This window comes from Nostoc sp. C057, from assembly GCF_013393925.1.
Lineage (GTDB): Bacteria > Cyanobacteriota > Cyanobacteriia > Cyanobacteriales > Nostocaceae > Nostoc > Nostoc muscorum_A.
Genome location: NZ_CP040281.1, coordinates 3,560,836 through 3,578,709, shown reverse-complemented (window position 1 = coordinate 3,578,709; position 17,874 = coordinate 3,560,836). Strand labels below are relative to the sequence as shown.

The following is a 17,874-nucleotide window of genomic DNA, read 5'->3' as shown; positions in this document are numbered from 1 at the left end:
TCTGTCACCCTTGTCTTAGTAAAATTCCCCATATATCAAGCCTTCAGGACTTTTCTGCACCACTAAGAATTAAGCGTTATGGAATTATTTGAATAACTTTCATCAAACCAGCTTTTGTAACTTCAAAACCAGCTTTTGTGACATTAAAACCAGCTTTTGTGACATCAAAACTAGCTTTTGTGACATTAAAACCAGCTTTTGCGACATCAAAACCAGCTTTTGTGACATCAAAACTAGCTTTTGCGACATCAAAACCTGCATTTGCGACATCAAAACCAGCTTTTCTCAACAAATTTCAGCAAATATACCCGCATCTATCTAATTGGCTAATGCCATCCAATGCTTTTATAATTCTGTAACTTCACTGTAGCTGGTGCATCTGCTTGTTGCGTATCTTAATGATATATAAATAACTCAGTGTATAAAGTTAGGGTTATTTATAAATAAATCCAAATAGGAAAACTATATGCAACGGAAACGAAACTCCATCTCACTGACTAAAGCTGAACGACGGATTGAAGGAATGCAGACAATTGAGCCTCAGTTAGACTTTAGTAATGGGTTTTCAATTGCTACTTACAACACTAAAGTAATTGAATTACGAGAAAAGCTAGCCGCTTATAATCAAGCACAAATAATAGTAGATAAGACACACAATGCATTAATAGAAGCAGAACGAGAGTTGAATACTTATTCTGAGCAAATGCTGTTGAATGTTGCATCTCGCTATGGTAAAAATAGTGATGAATATGGGATGGCTGGTGGAACGCGCAGGTCAGACCGCAAGAAACCACGCCCAGTAGTAAAACAAACAGTCTTAAATCAGTCGTGAACAATAAGATCCCCGACTTCTTTGAAAAGTCGGGGATCTGAGTCTCTTGATTTTCACAACTCATTTAGGATTGCTATAGATGATTTGATATTTTCCCCTTACCTACTATTCTGCTTCCAAGCTATGCGGTTATGAGGTATACAAATCTTGCCAACTGCTGAACAAGGCATCAGGTGTGTCATACTATGTCAATCTTTGACCAATACATTCACTCCTATTTACATTATCCGCCTCGATGAACAAACAGGTAATGTGTTTATTTTGGCAGGAGATAACATAGAGATAGAAATCTATCGCAATGGTTTTTGGAGGTTCTTGTGATTGAGCCAGAATTTAGCAGCATGAGCAAAACCGAGTTAAGAGCCTTCGTCATTGCTCACCCCGACAACAAAGCAGCGTTTCGTGCTTTTGTTGACCGCTTTACATCCGAAGCATCTCCAGAGACTTTTGACATCCCAAAATCGAATGCTGAGATTGAAGAAGTGGAAATTTTGATTAGACAAAAATTAGAACAATTAAAAATGAGCTAAATTTTAGAAGTTTCTTTTAAAAGTCGCAAAATTAGTTGAGTCGAACAACTGTTCGGTTTTGCAACCTACCAAGCTTATTCGGAGGTTGTCGCCTTCCTCGCTGGTTCAGGCCTGGACTCCCTGATGTACGCTCGATAAATTCCCACTTATCAACTCTGACTTTGGGAAGTACTCACGCCACAGCCACCGCCACCACGCGAAAACCAACAACGTCGTCACGATCCGCGCGCGCGCCCCAACTGCGATCGGCAGAACGGCAATGCCAAGCATCGGTGAACCAACTACCGCCACGCAGAGGCTTTATGTCATTATGTTTACCAGTTAACCACGCAGTACCATCTTTTGGGGCATCCTGGTAATCAGTATTATATATATCTAAACACCATTCCCATACATTACCAGGCATATCGTATAAACCGAAAGAGTTAGGCGGAAAATTTCCTACATCTATTGTTTGTCTACGATATTCGCCATTTGGTGCAGAGCCGTAAGGATTGTTACCATCATAGTTAACTAACTCAGTGGTAATCGTTTCACCAAAATAAAACGGTGTAGTTGTTCCCGCACGACAAGCATATTCCCATTCTGCTTCACTAGGTAATCGATAGGTCTTTCCTGTCTTCTGGCTCAACTTTTTACAAAACTCTACCGCTTCATCCCAAGTAACTTGTTCTACAGGTTTTTTCTCACCTTCGAAATTAGAAGGATTTATCCCCATAATTGTTTGATACTGTGCCTGGGTAACTGCATATTTCCCCATGAAGAACCCAGGCACTTTTACCTGATGCTGTGGATTTTCACTTTCAAGTCTCTCTGCTTCCCCTTCCGACGAACCCATCATAAAGGTTCCCTCTGGTATCTGCACCATTTCCAAGGTGACACCATTGCCTAAATTTTCTTCAAAATATTTCGCTTCCTCATTACGGCGGTTGGTGATATTTCCTTTTGCATTTACCGTAACCACTTGAAATTGAAAAGTTTTTAAAGGATTTTTTTCAACTATAGATATTCCCTTAATGGAATTTTCAATAATAGGACGAGGTTGTGGTGAAGATGGTTCTTGACGTTCCCACCGCAACCTTTCAATTCTTTGAATTGCTTTGATTGCAACCATATCTTGCCCTGAAGCCGCAGCTAATACCCGAATCCATAATTGCTCTGCTAAATCTAAATTCCTGTCGGCTTCCGCTTGGTAAGCATCATTTTTCAACGTGGCGATATCTTTTTGAGTTGCATATCGTGGCACAAGTATTAGGTGGGATTTATCCAAAGGTTCAGCAATCACATAAGGCGTTTGCTTTGTATTCTTATGCTGGCGAACCAATTCAGGCACACGAAACTTGAGATACTGATCCAATCGTTCAACAGTAGCGCATTTACCTTGAATTCCTAACCCTTCTAGTAATGCAGTAGTAAAAGCACCTTGTTGTAAAGCCTCAATTTCATAAGAATACTCCTCTGGACTACAGGAAAATATGCTGATAACTCCTTGTTGACGTGCTTCTTCTGCGGTTTGTCGCCCAATGCCTTCGCCAGCACGAGTACCTAGACTACGACAAGCATCCAGAATGAGGACAACATTATCAGCACCACAGCGACGTAGGCGTTCAGTCACAACGTTAATTGCAATTGCCGTACTTTCAACATCCTCTGGATCGCCATCACAGGGCATGAGATAATCACGGTCAGCGTATCTTATCCCATGCCCACTGAAGAAAAACCAGAAATTATCCCCTGCTCCCATAAAAGGATTGTCAAATAACTGCCGCAAGACTCGCAGCAAGTTAGTGCGAGTTGGGCGAGTAGATTTTCCGTCAACAGGAGGAGAGTCATCAGAGAAGAAGAATATCCGCTCAAATCCGGCTTCATTGCCCAGAAACTCTTGCATTAAGAGTGCATCCCGCTTGGCATAGTTTAGCGGTTGCAGATAATCATACTGGTTAATTCCGATCGCGATCGCCCAATTTTTTGCCATCTCACCCTGGTTCTTGGCGCTTAAACTTCAGCTTAATCGCTCCTTTACTCCCAGCTTTGACACCACTGCCAATTAATTTAACTTCCCCATCTGCACTAATTTCTACCGATAGCTCGATTTCATCTAGCTGCATCTTGGAGTTAACTTTTGCTTGCTGTTCAGCTTGACTAAACAAACTTCCCACGAGTTTGAGAAAGTGAGTCATATTTTGCTCTAATGTTTGAGCGCTAACCTTAACGGCATCTCCGACCCCTTTGCTACCAGTGCTTTCCCTGATAGTTTCGTCTCCCCAACTGCGTGTATTAGTACTCCCGCCTTTAGCACCATCAGGAATCGATATTTGCGGCATTTCATCCGTTACAATCCAAATGCCGTCGTTTTGGGGTGTTTCTGACATATTACTTTAAATATTTACATTAAATCTTCCCATAAATATAGATACAACGGTGGAGATAGCGATTCCTATTACTAAGAAATTTTACTGAGCATCTCTTGCGAACCTCCGCGTTTCCCTAGACAAGAGACGCGATTCATCGCGTCTTGGTGATGAATTATCGCATCTTTAGCAATCTAGAATTTTCATCAAAAAACCTTAACCGAACCGTATTGCCTCCAATTACAGCTAATTTGTCAACTAACTTGACATGAAACACCAAAAACATAACCCCTCTCCGCCACCGGAAAGGGGTTAATCACTGCCGAAACTATATTGTACAGACGCGATTCATCCCGTCTCTATTCAGCAATCTCTAATAAGCGTCTTGCAACTCGTAGAAATCAGGCGAGATGTAATCTTTCCGCAAAGGCCAACCTACCCAATCTTCCGGCATCAAAATCCGCTTGAGATTTGGGTGTCCTTCGTAGATAATGCCGTACATATCGTAAGACTCGCGCTCTTGCCAATCTGCGGTTTTCCAAATCCAGTACACAGAAGGCACTACAGGGTTTTCCCGTGGTAAGAATACCTTAACTCGAACTTCTTCGGGGCGATCGCTATTATCACCGACTTTAATCAAGTGATACATACTCACCAATTCTTGTCCTGGGCCAAGGTCAATACCACCTTGACACTGGAGATAATTAAACCCATAAGCATAAAGGGCTGTAGCGGTGGGAAGCAAGAAATCTGCCGGCACCTTAATTATCTCTACACCATTCTTATCTGGTGCTAAAAACTCATGGTCAAAGCCATTTTCCGTCAACCACTGGGAAACCTTACCCGCTTGTACCAATGACTCTTCTTTCTCTGCTGGTACTGGTTTAGATTCTTCTTCAGCCACGGGTTTGTTCCTCCTTTTGTGCCTTTGCTGTCAGTAGTGCAGGTGGTATTGGCATACCAATCGCTTCTGTCAATTCCTTCGGTGGTGCATAGCGAGTTTCTGACTGCAAATACTTACCAGTTAAGATTTCCTCTACTGGCTTCAGGTTATGAGTCGTGCTGTAGTAGCGGTGAGTTTGCTTAATTTTATCCCGCTCTTGCATCGATTCATTGGAGATTTTCTTCCGCAGCTTAATGATTGCGTCGATAATTGCTTCTGGACGGGGAGGACAACCAGGCAAGTACACATCCACAGGAATCAGTTTATCGACTCCGCGCACTGCTGTGGGGGAATCAACGCTGAACATCCCGCCGGTAATTGTGCAAGCTCCCATCGCAATTACATACTTCGGCTCTGGCATTTGTTCATAAAGACGTACCAGTTGAGGAGCCATTTTCATCGTGATAGTCCCTGCCGTAATAATTAAATCGGCTTGGCGGGGGCTAGAACGGGGAATTAGTCCAAAACGGTCAAAGTCAAATCGGGAACCAATTAAAGCTGCAAACTCAATAAAGCAGCAAGCAGTACCAAACAGCAACGGCCACAGACTAGAAAGCCGCGCCCAGTCGTAGAGGTCATCAACCGTCGTCAAAATGACGTTTTCTGAAAGGTCTTGAGTGATTGTAGTCCGCTCAATGGGGTTGATGATTCGCTGTTTGTCCTGAGTTGTTAAATTAGAATTCAAGACCATTCCAAAGCTCCTTTACGCCACGCGTAAACTAAAGCGACTACAAGAATTGCAATAAAGACTAGCGCTTCAATAAAAGCCAATAGCCCCAAACGGTGGAAAGCTACCGCCCAAGGATACAAGAAAACAGTCTCCACATCAAAGACGACAAAGACTAGAGCAAACATGTAGTAGCGGATGTTGAACTGAATCCAGGCTCCCCCGATGGGTTCCATACCAGATTCATAAGTAGTGCGACGTTCTGGGCTGTAACTACTGGGTCGTAGGAGCTTGGAAGCTGAGAGCGCTAAGGCAGGTACTAGGCTACAGATTATGAAGAAGCCTAGAAGGTACTCGTAACCGCTGAGGACAAACACAATGAGTATCTACCGCTTATGGAGTATTTTAAGTGAGGAGTGGGGAGTAGAGGAATGAGGGAACAGGGGAAGCATAGGAGAGAAGAATTAATAACTAATGCTCCATACCCAATGCCCAATGCCCAATGCCCAATCCCTTAACTGCGTAACTTTCTTTTACATTATATCTGTTTGGTTTTTCTGAAATCTGGGAAATAGATACACTTCAAGTATTTAATTAGCTTTTGATAGTGATAGAAAAGCCTGACAATTATGTCATAATTTTTAACGTATATTTAAGAATTCTCCTCTGCGAGGCCCTAGCCATGAGCGAACCAGCTGTTGAGACTCCGGTGTTAGACCGCTACGAGTGTCGCGCCTGCGGTTATGTTTACGAACCTGAAAAGGGAGACGACAAGCATGATATTCCTTCAGGGATACTCTTTGCAGAACTGCCTATAAATTGGCGCTGTCCAGTTTGTAGTGCCAAGAAAACTGCTTTTGCCAACATTGGCCCTGCGGGTACTGCATCCGGTTTCAAAGAAAATCTCGGTTACGGTTTGGGTGTGAATAACCTAACACCAACCCAAAAGAACATCTTAATTTTTGGCGCTTTGGCCCTTGGCTTTTTGTTTTTTATCAGTCTCTACGGCTTACAATGACGGCCGTTATTTGGGAAACAGGGAGTTATTGTGTAATTAAAATTACATAAGTCTGTCGTCTTACCAGTTCCGTAGAGCGGCGATGACCCTCAATACCATATTGGGATAAGATTTTTTGGGATTTTTGGAAAGTTTTTTAATTCCAAATCTAAAATCCAAAATCCGAAACTGGTATAAGGTAAACCTTTTAGAGAACACCTACAGAAATTTAGAAACAACTTAAGAAATACTAATGCATTCAATTGTGAAAGGTTGGCAACGAATAGCTGCCTTGTTAATAGTAGTCATCATGTGCATCGGTTGTAGCAAAGTTCCTTCTGTTAGCTACAACCCTTGGAAAGTCATTTCTGTGCCAACAGACTCGAATCTACTGGATATTGCTTTTACTAATAACCCTGAGCATGGCTACTTAGTAGGTAGCAATGCCACCCTATTGGAAACCAATGACGGTGGTAATACCTGGAAACCAATAACACTGCAACTGGATGAGCAAAAGTATCGTTTTGACTCAGTAAGTTTTGCAGGTAAAGAAGGCTGGATTGCTGGAGAGCCTGGACTGTTGCTGCATACTACGGATGAAGGTGCTTCTTGGTCGCGTATTCCCCTGAGCGAAAAGCTACCAGGTAGCCCGATCGCAGTTAAGGCATTAGCAGACAATACAGCTGAAATGGCTACTGATGTTGGAGCCATATATAAAACTACAGACGGCGGCAAAAACTGGAAAGCCCAGGTAGAATCAGCCGTCGGTGTAGTGCGTAACTTGGAACGTTCTGCTGATGGTAAATATATTGCAGTTTCCGCTAAGGGTAGTTTCTACTCGACTTGGGAACCAGGGCAAGATGCTTGGGTACCTCATAACCGCAATAATTCTCGGCGGTTAGAAAACATGGGTTTTACTGAAAATGGGCAATTGTGGTTGCTAGCTAGAGGAGGTCAAGTTCAGTTTAGTGACCCAACTAAACCTGAAGAATGGGAAGAGGCAAAATATCCAGAGTTATCCACCAGTTGGGGTTTACTGGATTTGGCATATCGTACACCCGATGAAATTTGGGTAGGTGGCGGTAGCGGTAATTTGCTACGCAGTGGCGACGGTGGCAAAACCTGGGAAAAAGACCGTGAGGTCGAAGAAGTTGCCGCTAATTTGTATAAGATTGTGTTCTTAGAGCCAGAACGGGGATTTATAATTGGCGATCGCGGCGTTTTGCTCAAATATTTACCAAACCCTGAAACAACTTCTCAAGAAGCAGCTTAGTGAGTGGGGAGTGAAGAAGGGAATAGGTTACAGGTTAGAGGTTACAGATTATTCCCTCTCCCCTGTCACCTATAACCTCTCCCCTAATCCCATTACCTAATTTCTGAGAAGAACTTTGCAACTTGTAACTCTTTCTTAACTTTGTAGGATAATAAACTCAATAACACTCTATGTATAAGGTAGGGATCTAAATGTCAGGTACCACTGGAGAACGTCCGTTTTCGGACATCATTACTAGCGTTCGTTACTGGGTAATTCACAGCATCACCATCCCAGCATTGTTTATTGCTGGTTGGCTATTTGTCAGCACAGGGCTGGCCTATGATGCTTTTGGCACACCTCGCCCCAATGAGTATTTCACACCAGCACGGCAAGAAGTGCCAATTGTGAAGAACCGTTTTGAAGCTAAAAAACAAGTTGAACAATTTATTGGAAAGTAGTTTGAGATCATGACTAGCGGCAATAACATCAATCAACCAGTTACCTATCCAATTTTTACCGTTAGATGGCTGGCAGTACACACTTTAGGTGTACCCACTGTATTCTTTTTAGGCGCGATCGCCGCAATGCAATTTATTCACCGTTAGGAGCAATTATGGTAGAAAGATCGCCCAATCCCAATAATCAGCCGGTTGAACTAAACCGGACTTCGCTATACCTGGGACTACTACTAGTTTTCGTTCTGGGGATTCTGTTTTCTAGTTACTTCTTTAACTAACTGGAACTACTCTTTTTAATTTTTGTTTGTTGAGCGTGTGTTGATTTGTTGTTAAGGGAGGAGAGAAGCTGTGTCTGGAAGTGGGAGAATTCCCCTGTGGGTCGTCGCTACGATCGCAGGTTTAGGTATAATTACAGTCTTGGGCATTTTCTTTTATGGTGCCTACGCCGGACTCGGTTCTTCGATTTAACATTAGTTAGTTTGAACCGAACACTATAAGTTAGGATTTTCTAGCATTTGTTGAGAAATCAACCTTAAAAAAACCGCCTGTCTCTATGAGATAGGCGGTATTAATTTTGGTCAATAGTCATTTGTCCTTTATCCTTTGTCATTTGTTTTTCGCAAATGATTAATGACTAATGACTCATGACTAAATCAGCTGATATCGTCGCTTTCAATGTATAAAAACAGAAATGCGAAGGTTATAGCTGGCAAAACCCAACCAATGATGGGAACGAAGATAGAAGGCAAAAAGGAAGCTGCCATAGTAAAGTTCCTGCTAAATAACACTACAATTCAAAATGAGCTTACTGCAAATTCTGCCAGATTTTTAAAATTCTAAAGATTTTTAACACAGCCCATCTTGGGAGACAAGGGAGCAGAGGGAGAATTCGTAACTCCTAACTCTTTACGCAGCACTCAGCACTCGGAACTGTTTTGCCCAATCCCCAATTCCCCTTCATCCCTGAGTTACATACCCAGTAGTTCATCTAGCTGCAAGTTTGGCAAGTCTGGAGGAATTACAGTCCGTACTGTTGTGACTTTATGGCTCTCTTGTTGGGTTGTCAAATCAAGTGCGATCGCTTCTATGCGAATTTCTAAACAGCCAAAAGGAATCTTTAATTGTGTCATTACTTCCAAGCCTCCCAATACACTAGGCAGTAAATTTGTCAATAAATGGGGCCCATCTAGTAACCAGCGAGTTTGATAATCTTCAACCCATAACTTCACAACCACTTGGGGAGGTACTTCAGGCAGTACTACGCGCACTATGATCAGCTTGTCGGCAATTAGTTCGCCTTCTGGTACATGCAGTTGCGGAATTGGCAAAGGATCAATGGCTCCCGCAGTTATGGATAGAGAAGGGGATAAAGCTAACAATGGTTGCTTATCTTCTTCTAACAAGTAATTATTCGTTGCATCGGCTTCTAGTTCACTATCTGTATCATCTACAACGATTTCTTGCGCCAACCAAGCTGACGCTATATTTACTTTTATGGGAGGAGGGGGAGGCGGTAGTTGTCTTACCAAAGCCATTGAAAGTGTTGGTTCAGATACTTTTTCTACCACCGGATCTTCCACTGTCTCTAGATCAGCTTTATTTGCTGTGTCTGCATCTTCCCCAAAGTTATCAAGATCAAAAACCGACTCTTGGCTTTCTTCCCACGTCTCTATGGCATCATCCAGGCTTAATGGCAAGTCGACATCAACATCGGGAGTTCCAGCACTCAGAAAAAGCTGGGTCTGCTGGGCTGGAACATTGCGATCGTAGTTTTGAGATTCCAGTTCATTGATGGATTCAGGCAAAGAGTATCCTTGGCTCTGCATCCACTTCCTCAGTAAGGGAGATGAGTAGAGATTGCCTGTTGTAATGAATTGTGCATTTGGCTGGGTTTTTACCTCAGCAACGGATTCTTCCTGAAATCGTTCATTTGACTGGGTTTCTAGCTCAGCAACAGATTCTTCCTGAAATTGTGCATTTGGCTGGGTTTCTACCTCAGCAACAGATTCTTCCTGAAAATGTGCATCATCTAACACTAATTCCGGTATATTTTCATCCTCAGCTACAATTGCGTTTAATTGTGGGAAGTCTTCAGCCGCTTCAACTTCCAATGTATCTGGAGGGACATTATTTACTTCTTCTTCTGCATCACCTGGTAAAGCTTGTACCCGTCTCAAGTATGGAAAAGTCGTATCGAGTATTGACATTCGACGTTGCTTGATAACTAACTGCTCCAAGTTGATAGCAGCTATAGTAGTATCCTTTTCTAGAACTTCCTCTTGTGTAGGAGATTCTGCAATAACATCTGTGTGAGGGTTGGCATCGATTTGAAGAGGTGGCAATTTCGGCAATTGAGGCGAATTGCCTGAATTTTTAGATTTCCGCAGAGTGGTTTCTCGCAGAACTTGCAGGTTAATTTGCGGCGGTAGGGCTGTATTTGGAGATGGATTGAGTATTTGGGACTGATCTGTTTTTGAAATCTTGACCAGATTGAATAGTTTTAAATCGATCCTCACGGCGGTCTCTGGCTCTGTGGAAGCATCAGGCGAGTCCGATGGGGCTATAGGGTCATTTAAAGATGTACTAGGTTTTGCTGCGGCTGTTATTGCCAGTAATTCTGTTACATCTGCTGTAATGGTGAAGGACTGGCTAGCTAACCTGATGATTTCATCAACATCGGTGAATCGACCATACAAACTGATATCTGCCAAAATTAACTTCGATTCAAAGTCAGCAGGAATATCAATTGAGGTATTGATGGTGAAGGGCAACTCCTGGTCTGGTAAGTGCCGTATCTGAGTCAAGATTTCCGACTCTAGGGGCGATCGCAGTTCAATCCCTAGTTCAAGCGCCTGCAAGCTTTGTGGAGATAATGTTTCAGTCTGCTCTAGATTTATCTTCTCTCTAAGTTCTATGCGCCCATTGATTGTAAGAGCTTGTCCCCAACGAGCAATATAACTATCTTGATCTAAAGTTAACAATAAGGGTGGTTCTGCTGCTGGCGAATCTGTAACCTCTTCATCATTCAGAAGCAGTTCAGAATCGGGTAAAGCTAAATCTATTAAATTTTGTAAAATTTGCTCTGCCGTCTCACCTTTGAGCCATACAGGACTCACAGGATCATCGATAACTATATCTTTTCCCGTTTCATCTGGAACAACTGTGGTAGCCAGTTCTGCCGCAACTGCGATCGCTTCATCTAGAGTAATTGCAGGTTCTTCTGGGTCAGTATCCAAATTCTCTTCATCTGGAACAACTGTGGTAGGCAATTCTGCCGAAACTGCGATCGCTTCATCTAAAGTAATTACAGGTTCTTCTGGGGCAGTATCCAAATTCTCTTCATTGGGAACAACTGTGGTAGTCAATTCTGCCGAAACTGCGATCGCTTCATCTAAAGTAATTGCAGGTTCTTCTGGGGCAGTATCCAAATTCTCTTCATTGGGAACAACTGTGGTAGTCAATTCTGCCGAAACTGCGATCGCTTCATCTAAAGTAATTGCAGGTTCTTCTGGGTCAGTATCCAAATTCTCTTCATCTGGAACAACTGTGGTAGGCAATTCTGCCGAAACTGCGATCGCTTCATCTAGAGTAATTGCACGTTCTTCGGGGGCAGTATCCAAGTTTTCAGAAACAGTATCAGCCTGATTAAGTAAATTTGACTCTAGATTTTTCCTTTGCTCTGCCTCTTCTTCCTCGGACAATACTTTAATTTGGACACTGTATTGCCAAGATTTACCGAGTAAATCCGACATCAAATCGCCGTTACAGCGCAACTCCCAAACTCCCGCATCAAAGTAAGTAAAGGGAATTACCGCCATTAAGCCTTCTGAATTAGTGCGACGCGATCGCTTGAAAATTCGCCGCGTTGGTTGAATTTCCTGAGTTGAAGAGTGAGTTACCCGCACTTCCACGTCTGTATTCGAAAAGCTAGAACGAGCCAAAACTCTATACTGCCCTTCCAAAATTTCCAAATTTGGCGATTCTAGGATATGCCACGAGCGAGCGCCTTGTTTCTGTATCAGAAATTGCCAGTGTTCCATTGTGAGTGATGCCCAGACCGACGAGCCTCTGAGTAATATTGTGTATTAACTTGCTTGCAAGTTTACCCCAGTATTTTGTAAATGTACCCCTTAAATAGCTATCAAGTTAACTCCGTTTTACCGGAAAATTCAATGGATCGCCGTGTTGCTTGTGTGTAAAGCTTTTGTTGTTTCCTGAATATTAACTTTGGCACTCTTCACGGCTAAATTAACAGGAATACAATGAACACCGTTGGCTGTCTACGATCAAAATTAATAGGAATATTTTTGTATCATTTTTTACTAGAAATGTCAAATTTGCAATAAACACAACATACAATAAAAATTAAGATTCACTTGACAATTGTTCTTGAATTGTGGTTATCCACTTTTTTGCTACAAAAAGGAAAGTAGGATGTGGCTCTTAAGTGTGATTTGCGATCGCCTCCGGCAGATGCAAAGCGTCATCGCAAATCCACAGTTAATCGCGTAGCACGCACCTAACTTACCTGAACCCGGATTTCTCACGCATAGTGTAGGCAGAGGGAGAAGAGGAGTGTGGGGAGTGTGGGGAGTGTGGGGGGTAAGACTTCTTCCCAATCCTCCCACACCTCCCACACCTCCCACACCTCCCACACCCCTTGGATTTCTCACAAGTGAGAAATCCAGGCTGAAGCGGTTCAAAGAAGTATCCTCACCTGAGTGAAATGTAGGTGACAATAAGGATTTACAGGAGGGATTCGATGCTAGTCATTTTAATGGACGAGCAAATCCTTGCCCCTGAGCAAGTTTGCCAGTCTTGTTTACTCGCTGACAGGAGCGGTCAACCCCGTTGGCGTGGAGGTGAACTACGCTGTGGTCAAGCCATTCGCAAACTTACTCAACAGCAGCCAGACCAGTATGAGTGCATGATGGGCTTTCGCGTTGCCCATATAGAATAGTTTAATTTACCAGCAAGACCAAGTAACTGCGTTATCCTAAGCTCAAGTAACTATATAAATTTAACCACAGGAGAACGCATAATGTCTTGGCGCGGGTCTACAACGGTTTCAGATAGAATTTTTGCTTGTTTGCCTTATTTGCTTCCTCTAATTGAGGTTTTTGTATTTGGTAGATATTTACTATCAGATTTTCCACCGCTACAACTACTGTTTCTGCCGCTTCTGCCATTGTTGAGAATATACTACGGCGTGCGTTATGCAGGAATGATTATTTTCTTTGCTTTATTTTTGCTAGTAGTCAGAAACGAAAAAATTAGTCACTTTATTCGTTTCAACACCATGCAAGCAATCCTTTTGGATATCATTATCTTTTTGTTTAACATCCTCACTGATGTTGTGGGACTAGTTCCCGTTGGTGGTTTTGCAATCCAAACTCTATCCACAACCATTTTTATTGGCATAGTGGGAGCAGTTGCATATTCAGTAATCCAGTCTGTAAGCGGGCGTTATGCAGAAATCCCAGCGATTTCGGATGCAGTGTACATGCAAGTACGCTAATCGTTAACGAGCCACTACGGTGTTTTCCAGGCGACCAATACCTTCAATTTCGACGCGGACGCGATCGCCTGGATGTAATTGACTTACACCCTCTGGTGTACCTGTAAGTATCAAATCACCGGGTAGTAGCGTCATCACCTGGCTAATGTAAGAAACTAAAACATCAGGGGAAAATACCATCTGATCGATACAGGCAGATTGAACTGGGTTAATATCGTCATTCACAAAAGTCTGCAATCTCGCTCCTGGATTTAACTCTCGTACAATCCAAGGGCCCAAAGGACAGAAAGTATCAAAACCTTTGGCTCGCGTCCATTGAGCATCCAGTTTTTGTAAATCCCGCGCTGTTACGTCATTGGCAATGGTGTAGCCCCAAATTTTTGTTTGGGCTACCTCTGGTGTACATTCAAAAGCGTAATCGCCAATCACTAATGCTAACTCTCCTTCGTAGTCAACTCTTTGTGACTGGGGAGGATACTTAATTTCCCTCTCAGATGGAATGATAGTCGTGGGTGGCTTGAGAAAAATTAGTGGTTCAGAAGGTACTGGAGTTCCCATTTCGGCAGCATGTTCTGCATAATTCTTACCCACCGCCACAATTTTTGAGGGAGCGCAAGGAGCCAGAATTTGATAATTTTCTGGTGTCAAAATTAAATCAGTTGGTTGTCCTTGTAACCAGGGCGGAGCATCTAGCACCTGTACATTGAGGGATAGTTGTAGTATCCCATAGTAAATCTGTCCTTCTTGATTTTGAATCCGCACGTAGCGCTGTGCCATAACCTTGATGAATATCCTTTTTTCTGCGATTAGAAACTTCGAGCGGGTAGCAATTCTGAGTTAGCTTTTTAGCAAACCGATTTAGCGTTGAGCCTGAAAGCTGCTATAGAAGATGTCCTTACAGAAAGATATTGTCGTCTCCTCACTCCCCTTGCGGGTCAGTAAGAGGCTCTGTAGGTAGCCTTACGACCTAGTTTTCATTAGGGACATCCAAAATATACAAACTTCGGCGATTTGGCTAATGATTCAAATTGAAAACTGGTAAGATTATAGTTCCTTGTTGCTTCCGATGTTGATTAATACTAGTATTTTAAATTTAAATCAAGTATAAATTAATGTCAGCAACCTTTTTGTCCATAAGGAAACTGGAAAATATGACTACAAATTACGAAACAATGTACATCCTCCGTCCCGACCTAGGAGACGAACAGGCAGAGCAAGCAATTACTAAATATCAGAATTTGCTTCGCGATCAAGGCGCTGAGGATATCCAAATTCAAAATCGTGGTAAGCGTCGTCTAGCTTATGAAATCAAAAAACACCGCGATGGGATCTATATCCAGTTAAACTACAGTGCGCCTGCAACTGCGATCGCTCCTTTTGAACGCGCTATGCGCTTGAGTGAAGAAGTGATTCGCTATTTGACAATTAAGCAGGATATCGCCGAGGAAAAACCCCCTAAAGAGGAAAAGGAAAAGCCCACTAAAGTAGCTGCACCTGTCTAAAGATTAGGGAGCAGGTAGCAGGGAGCAGGGGACAAGAAGTGAGAACTTGAAACAAGTCTTTCCCCTTGTCCTTTTCTCAATTCCCAATTTCCATTCAGTAAAATTTTGTCTTCTTCTTTTTTCGTAACTTAATTGGGAATGCTAAATTAACAAATACTTGCCAAAGGTAGTACTCCCGCAGTTATACCTAAGAGTGGACAAGATTCTGAATGGGAGCTGTAAGCTACTGTGAGCCAATCTGATACACCAAATATTCAAGTTCTCTCTACGGAAGTTTCGCAGCTACGCCAAGAGTTGCAACTCCGCGATCAATTAGTGCAACAACTATCTCAAGAACTCTTCCGGCTAGTAAAGGGTAATACTAGTTTTATGCCCCAGCAGCCGGATCTTGAGCGCGATCTGAGCCAGTTACAGGCATTGCAAGAACAACTCCAAGCTGTTGAGCAGCAGGTGGCGTTCTACCAAGAGCAAATTACAACTCGTGACTCCGAAATTTATCAATTGCGACAGTCAGTCCAAGAACTTACAGATCGCACTCGGATGTTAGAGCAAGTAGTACAAGAGTTGCCTCAAATTTACCGTCGAAAGTTTGAGGAGCGGATGACACCAGTGAGAGAAAAGGTAGCAATGCTACAACGGGAAAATCGCAAACTGCAAGCAGAACTGCAAAGTGTGAGTTACCGTTTAGCACTGAAAACTCGCAATGCTAGTCACAGTGGAATTGATTTGCCAAATTTTCCCCGCCCAGCGTCGGAACAAACTAATCTTTCAACTCCCCAGAATGCCTAAAGTTACCATTATGGTGGAATCTAAGAGGTAAGAAATTGTCATAGCAAAGCATCTTGGAGACATCCAGGTAATACATTAAGGTAAAAATCACTATAGAGTTAGAAATAACGCAAAGGCTAATATTCTAACCTTTCTTACCTCTTGCTTCCTTGCGTTAGTTGCGTCGGATTTAGAGCAATTAGCTTCGAGTAATTTAATGGTGCTAGGGAAGAATGCAAAGAATTGCATTTTCTTTGACTGATTTTAGTAATTTTCCGCTTTTAGATGTCGTTAAGACTACCTAGATTAAAGGCATGAGTTTTCCTTAACATTTCATTATCTAGATAATATAAAAAATCAGCCTGCTAGCACCAGACTGTTATCTTTGACGATGTGAGAATATTTGGGGAAATGTGAAAAAATGCAAATATTGATTGACTCTACCATCCATCTATAGGTAGATTTATTATCTAAGCCTGCTAGCACCAGACTAAATATCTTCGCCAGTAAAAATGTCTTCGTAAGTGGGAAAAATTTCAAATACTGTATCTAGCTGGGTAAGTTCCAAAATTAGCCGTACAGGAGTTTGCACGTTGCATAGAACTAAACGGCAACCGCTCTGACGTGCAGCTTTCAACCCTTTGACTAAAGGGACTAACCCAGAACTGTCCATGAAATTAACCTTTGCTAAGTCAATAACCCAGAGTTGATGAGCTTGAGGCACTACTCCAGCCATCTGTTCACTCAAAGCCTTTCCGCCTTCTAAATCTATGCTTCCTTGGGGCTTAAACAAAATAACTTGAAGTTCTTGTGTGAGAATCATAAATTAAACAGGGTAATTGAACACTTGACTAAAAATCGAAAAATGACATAAATACCTCTTCTCTTTCAACGGCAAAATGACTGTTTTCCCTAGATATTTAGGGGATTGCAGCCTTGCAATTGAAAGTAATTATTTCAGTATTCATGTCGTATAATTTGTGATAACTTTCATAAATATAGGCATAATGACTTTATAATTTCGGTATCAACCGTATCTTTTACGAAATTTTTATAATTTAACTAGATATATATAAAGTTTTTGTAATTTCTTTTTATTTATTTTTAAATAAAATTAACTTGTGGTAGGAAATGCTAAGATTTATACAGCTAATACTCAAAAATTAATAGTTTTCATAGAACTATGAACTATGGATTACTCAGAATTAAACTAATGACCAAATAAGTCAATGTAGCGGTTTGATTGACACCCCGCCCAAAAACAAGCAAAGATATAGTAAAAGTAAAAATTTGTAAAGACGGCGGTGCGGAATGTCTTTAGAGCTGATTTCACTAGAAAATATCCAGGAATTGGCCCATAATTACGGGTATTGGGCAATTTTTTTGGGAATTTTGCTAGAAAATTTAGGCATTCCCCTTCCTGGTGAAACCGTGACCCTTGTGGGCGGGTTTTTAGCTGGCAGCGATGAACTAAATTACTGGCTGGTTCTCGGTGACGCAATTATGGGTGCGGTAATTGGCGGCACTTGTGGCTATTGGATTGGTAGAGTTAGCGGTTGGCCTTTTCTGGTAAAAGTTGGTAGCATATTTCGGATTTCTGAAGTGCGGTTGCTGACTATTAAAGATCAATTTAGTCAAAATTCTGCTAAAGCTGTATTTTTCGGACGTTTTTTAGCATTATTGCGAGTTTTTGCGGCACCACTAGCTGGTATAGCCGAAATGCCTTTTGGAAAATTCTTTTTATACAATTTTTTAGGAGCAGTTGCTTGGGCTAGTTTGATGGTGACATTAGCTTTTTTTGCTGGCAAAATTGTCTCTTTAGAACAATTGGTTGCTTGGGTAGGTCAATTTGCGATCGCAGCTTTACTAATCATCACTGCCTTAATTGTTGTACCCCTGTGGCTAGAGTCTCGCCAAGTTAAAGAAGCGAGTAGTGAAGAGTAAAGCTGAGGAGTTAGGAGTAAAGTAAAAAGTTATTTTTGGAATTTTTACTTTTGTATTTTGCATTTTAACTCCTAACTCTGCCGATTTTAGATTTCTCCTTCAATCCAAA

At 42.0% G+C, this 17,874-nt stretch carries 25 protein-coding genes; 14 read left to right on the top strand and 11 right to left on the bottom strand.

The annotated features are described in order from the left end of the window. Positions 1-76: 76 nt before the first annotated feature. Positions 77-289: a hypothetical protein gene (locus FD724_RS15480; protein WP_179073236.1), complete on the bottom strand. Its 213-nt coding sequence runs from the start codon at positions 287-289 to the stop codon at positions 77-79. 177 nt (positions 290-466) lie between these two features. Between FD724_RS15480 and FD724_RS15475 the strand changes: the two genes are divergently transcribed. From FD724_RS15475 to FD724_RS15470, 3 genes are all read left to right on the top strand, one after another. After that, entirely contained in the window at positions 467-832 is a 366-nt protein-coding gene (locus FD724_RS15475) for a hypothetical protein (protein ID WP_179073235.1), read from the top strand. A 147-nt stretch (positions 833-979) separates the two neighbouring features. After that, a complete protein-coding gene (locus FD724_RS42080) occupies positions 980-1,153 on the top strand; it encodes a hypothetical protein (protein ID WP_322705137.1) in 174 nt (57 codons plus the stop codon). Continuing rightward, positions 1,150-1,362: a hypothetical protein gene (locus tag FD724_RS15470; RefSeq protein WP_179073234.1), complete on the top strand. Its 213-nt coding sequence runs from the start codon at positions 1,150-1,152 to the stop codon at positions 1,360-1,362. Before FD724_RS42080 ends, FD724_RS15470 begins: the two co-directional genes overlap by 4 nt. Before the next feature lie 172 nt (positions 1,363-1,534). Here FD724_RS15470 and FD724_RS15465 read toward each other — a convergent pair whose 3' ends face one another. From FD724_RS15465 to ndhC, 5 genes are all read right to left on the bottom strand, one after another. Next, entirely contained in the window at positions 1,535-3,337 is a 1,803-nt protein-coding gene (locus FD724_RS15465; protein ID WP_179073233.1) for an SUMF1/EgtB/PvdO family nonheme iron enzyme, read from the bottom strand. Position 3,338: 1 nt separating this feature from the next. Then, on the bottom strand, positions 3,339-3,734 hold the full coding sequence (locus tag FD724_RS15460) for a hypothetical protein (RefSeq protein ID WP_179073232.1): 396 nt from the start codon (positions 3,732-3,734) through the stop codon (positions 3,339-3,341). Between the two features lie 352 nt (positions 3,735-4,086). Next, the gene (locus FD724_RS15455) at positions 4,087-4,617 is read right to left on the bottom strand and encodes an NAD(P)H-quinone oxidoreductase subunit J (RefSeq protein WP_179073231.1); all 531 of its coding nucleotides are present in this window, start codon (positions 4,615-4,617) and stop codon (positions 4,087-4,089) included. Continuing rightward, a complete protein-coding gene (gene ndhK / locus FD724_RS15450; RefSeq protein WP_179073230.1) occupies positions 4,610-5,347 on the bottom strand; it encodes a photosynthetic/respiratory NAD(P)H-quinone oxidoreductase subunit K in 738 nt (245 codons plus the stop codon). The genes FD724_RS15455 and ndhK overlap by 8 nt, the downstream gene beginning before the upstream one ends. After that, positions 5,338-5,700: a photosynthetic/respiratory NAD(P)H-quinone oxidoreductase subunit C gene (ndhC, locus tag FD724_RS15445; RefSeq protein ID WP_104908259.1), complete on the bottom strand. Its 363-nt coding sequence runs from the start codon at positions 5,698-5,700 to the stop codon at positions 5,338-5,340. Before ndhC ends, ndhK begins: the two co-directional genes overlap by 10 nt. A gap of 305 nt (positions 5,701-6,005) precedes the next feature. Between ndhC and FD724_RS15440 the strand changes: the two genes are divergently transcribed. The 6 genes from FD724_RS15440 to FD724_RS15415 all read left to right on the top strand — a co-directional run bounded on the left by FD724_RS15440 (position 6,006) and on the right by FD724_RS15415 (position 8,501). Next, positions 6,006-6,341 carry a rubredoxin gene (locus tag FD724_RS15440; RefSeq protein ID WP_114080394.1) on the top strand — a complete coding sequence of 112 codons (336 nt, stop codon included), beginning with the start codon at positions 6,006-6,008 and terminating at the stop codon, positions 6,339-6,341. A gap of 232 nt (positions 6,342-6,573) precedes the next feature. Beyond that, positions 6,574-7,593, top strand: coding sequence for a photosynthesis system II assembly factor Ycf48 (locus tag FD724_RS15435; RefSeq protein WP_179073229.1), 1,020 nt, complete (start codon positions 6,574-6,576; stop codon positions 7,591-7,593). A 191-nt stretch (positions 7,594-7,784) separates the two neighbouring features. Continuing rightward, positions 7,785-8,033, top strand: coding sequence for a cytochrome b559 subunit alpha (gene psbE, locus FD724_RS15430; RefSeq protein WP_012411800.1), 249 nt, complete (start codon positions 7,785-7,787; stop codon positions 8,031-8,033). A gap of 9 nt (positions 8,034-8,042) precedes the next feature. After that, positions 8,043-8,180, top strand: coding sequence for a cytochrome b559 subunit beta (psbF, locus tag FD724_RS15425; RefSeq protein WP_012411801.1), 138 nt, complete (start codon positions 8,043-8,045; stop codon positions 8,178-8,180). A gap of 8 nt (positions 8,181-8,188) precedes the next feature. Continuing rightward, positions 8,189-8,311 (top strand): photosystem II reaction center protein L, encoded by a 123-nt coding sequence (locus FD724_RS15420; protein WP_012411802.1) that lies wholly within the window; start codon positions 8,189-8,191, stop codon positions 8,309-8,311. A gap of 70 nt (positions 8,312-8,381) precedes the next feature. Continuing rightward, positions 8,382-8,501, top strand: a complete 120-nt coding sequence (locus FD724_RS15415) for a photosystem II reaction center protein J (RefSeq protein WP_012411803.1) — start codon at positions 8,382-8,384, stop codon at positions 8,499-8,501. 185 nt (positions 8,502-8,686) lie between these two features. On the opposite strand, the gene FD724_RS15410 is transcribed toward FD724_RS15415, so the two are convergent. The 3 genes from FD724_RS15410 to FD724_RS15400 form a co-directional block, all read right to left on the bottom strand. Beyond that, the gene (locus tag FD724_RS15410; RefSeq protein WP_084227157.1) at positions 8,687-8,797 is read right to left on the bottom strand and encodes a photosystem I reaction center subunit VIII; all 111 of its coding nucleotides are present in this window, start codon (positions 8,795-8,797) and stop codon (positions 8,687-8,689) included. 204 nt (positions 8,798-9,001) lie between these two features. Continuing rightward, positions 9,002-12,073: a hypothetical protein gene (locus FD724_RS40910; protein WP_256874570.1), complete on the bottom strand. Its 3,072-nt coding sequence runs from the start codon at positions 12,071-12,073 to the stop codon at positions 9,002-9,004. A 375-nt stretch (positions 12,074-12,448) separates the two neighbouring features. After that, positions 12,449-12,706: a hypothetical protein gene (locus tag FD724_RS15400; RefSeq protein ID WP_179073228.1), complete on the bottom strand. Its 258-nt coding sequence runs from the start codon at positions 12,704-12,706 to the stop codon at positions 12,449-12,451. A gap of 89 nt (positions 12,707-12,795) precedes the next feature. Here FD724_RS15400 and FD724_RS15395 point away from each other — a divergent pair, with 89 nt between their 5' ends. After that, positions 12,796-12,993, top strand: coding sequence for a hypothetical protein (locus FD724_RS15395; protein ID WP_114080391.1), 198 nt, complete (start codon positions 12,796-12,798; stop codon positions 12,991-12,993). A gap of 81 nt (positions 12,994-13,074) precedes the next feature. Next, positions 13,075-13,551, top strand: a complete 477-nt coding sequence (locus FD724_RS15390) for a Tic20 family protein (protein ID WP_012411806.1) — start codon at positions 13,075-13,077, stop codon at positions 13,549-13,551. A gap of 3 nt (positions 13,552-13,554) precedes the next feature. Here the strand turns inward: FD724_RS15390 and FD724_RS15385 are convergent, their stop codons facing one another. Further along, the gene (locus FD724_RS15385) at positions 13,555-14,328 is read right to left on the bottom strand and encodes a fumarylacetoacetate hydrolase family protein (RefSeq protein WP_114080390.1); all 774 of its coding nucleotides are present in this window, start codon (positions 14,326-14,328) and stop codon (positions 13,555-13,557) included. Positions 14,329-14,702: 374 nt separating this feature from the next. Between FD724_RS15385 and rpsF the strand changes: the two genes are divergently transcribed. Together rpsF and FD724_RS15375 are read left to right on the top strand one after the other, a co-directional pair. Beyond that, entirely contained in the window at positions 14,703-15,053 is a 351-nt protein-coding gene (gene rpsF / locus FD724_RS15380; RefSeq protein WP_114080389.1) for a 30S ribosomal protein S6, read from the top strand. Positions 15,054-15,281: 228 nt separating this feature from the next. Further along, positions 15,282-15,842 carry an Npun_F5560 family protein gene (locus FD724_RS15375; RefSeq protein ID WP_114080388.1) on the top strand — a complete coding sequence of 187 codons (561 nt, stop codon included), beginning with the start codon at positions 15,282-15,284 and terminating at the stop codon, positions 15,840-15,842. 469 nt (positions 15,843-16,311) lie between these two features. On the opposite strand, the gene FD724_RS15370 is transcribed toward FD724_RS15375, so the two are convergent. After that, entirely contained in the window at positions 16,312-16,644 is a 333-nt protein-coding gene (locus FD724_RS15370; RefSeq protein WP_114080387.1) for an STAS domain-containing protein, read from the bottom strand. 488 nt (positions 16,645-17,132) lie between these two features. Between FD724_RS15370 and FD724_RS15365 the strand changes: the two genes are divergently transcribed. Further along, complete coding sequence (locus FD724_RS15365) at positions 17,133-17,765, top strand: DedA family protein (protein WP_114080386.1); 633 nt, start codon at positions 17,133-17,135, stop codon at positions 17,763-17,765. The last annotated feature ends 109 nt before the right edge of the window (positions 17,766-17,874 follow it).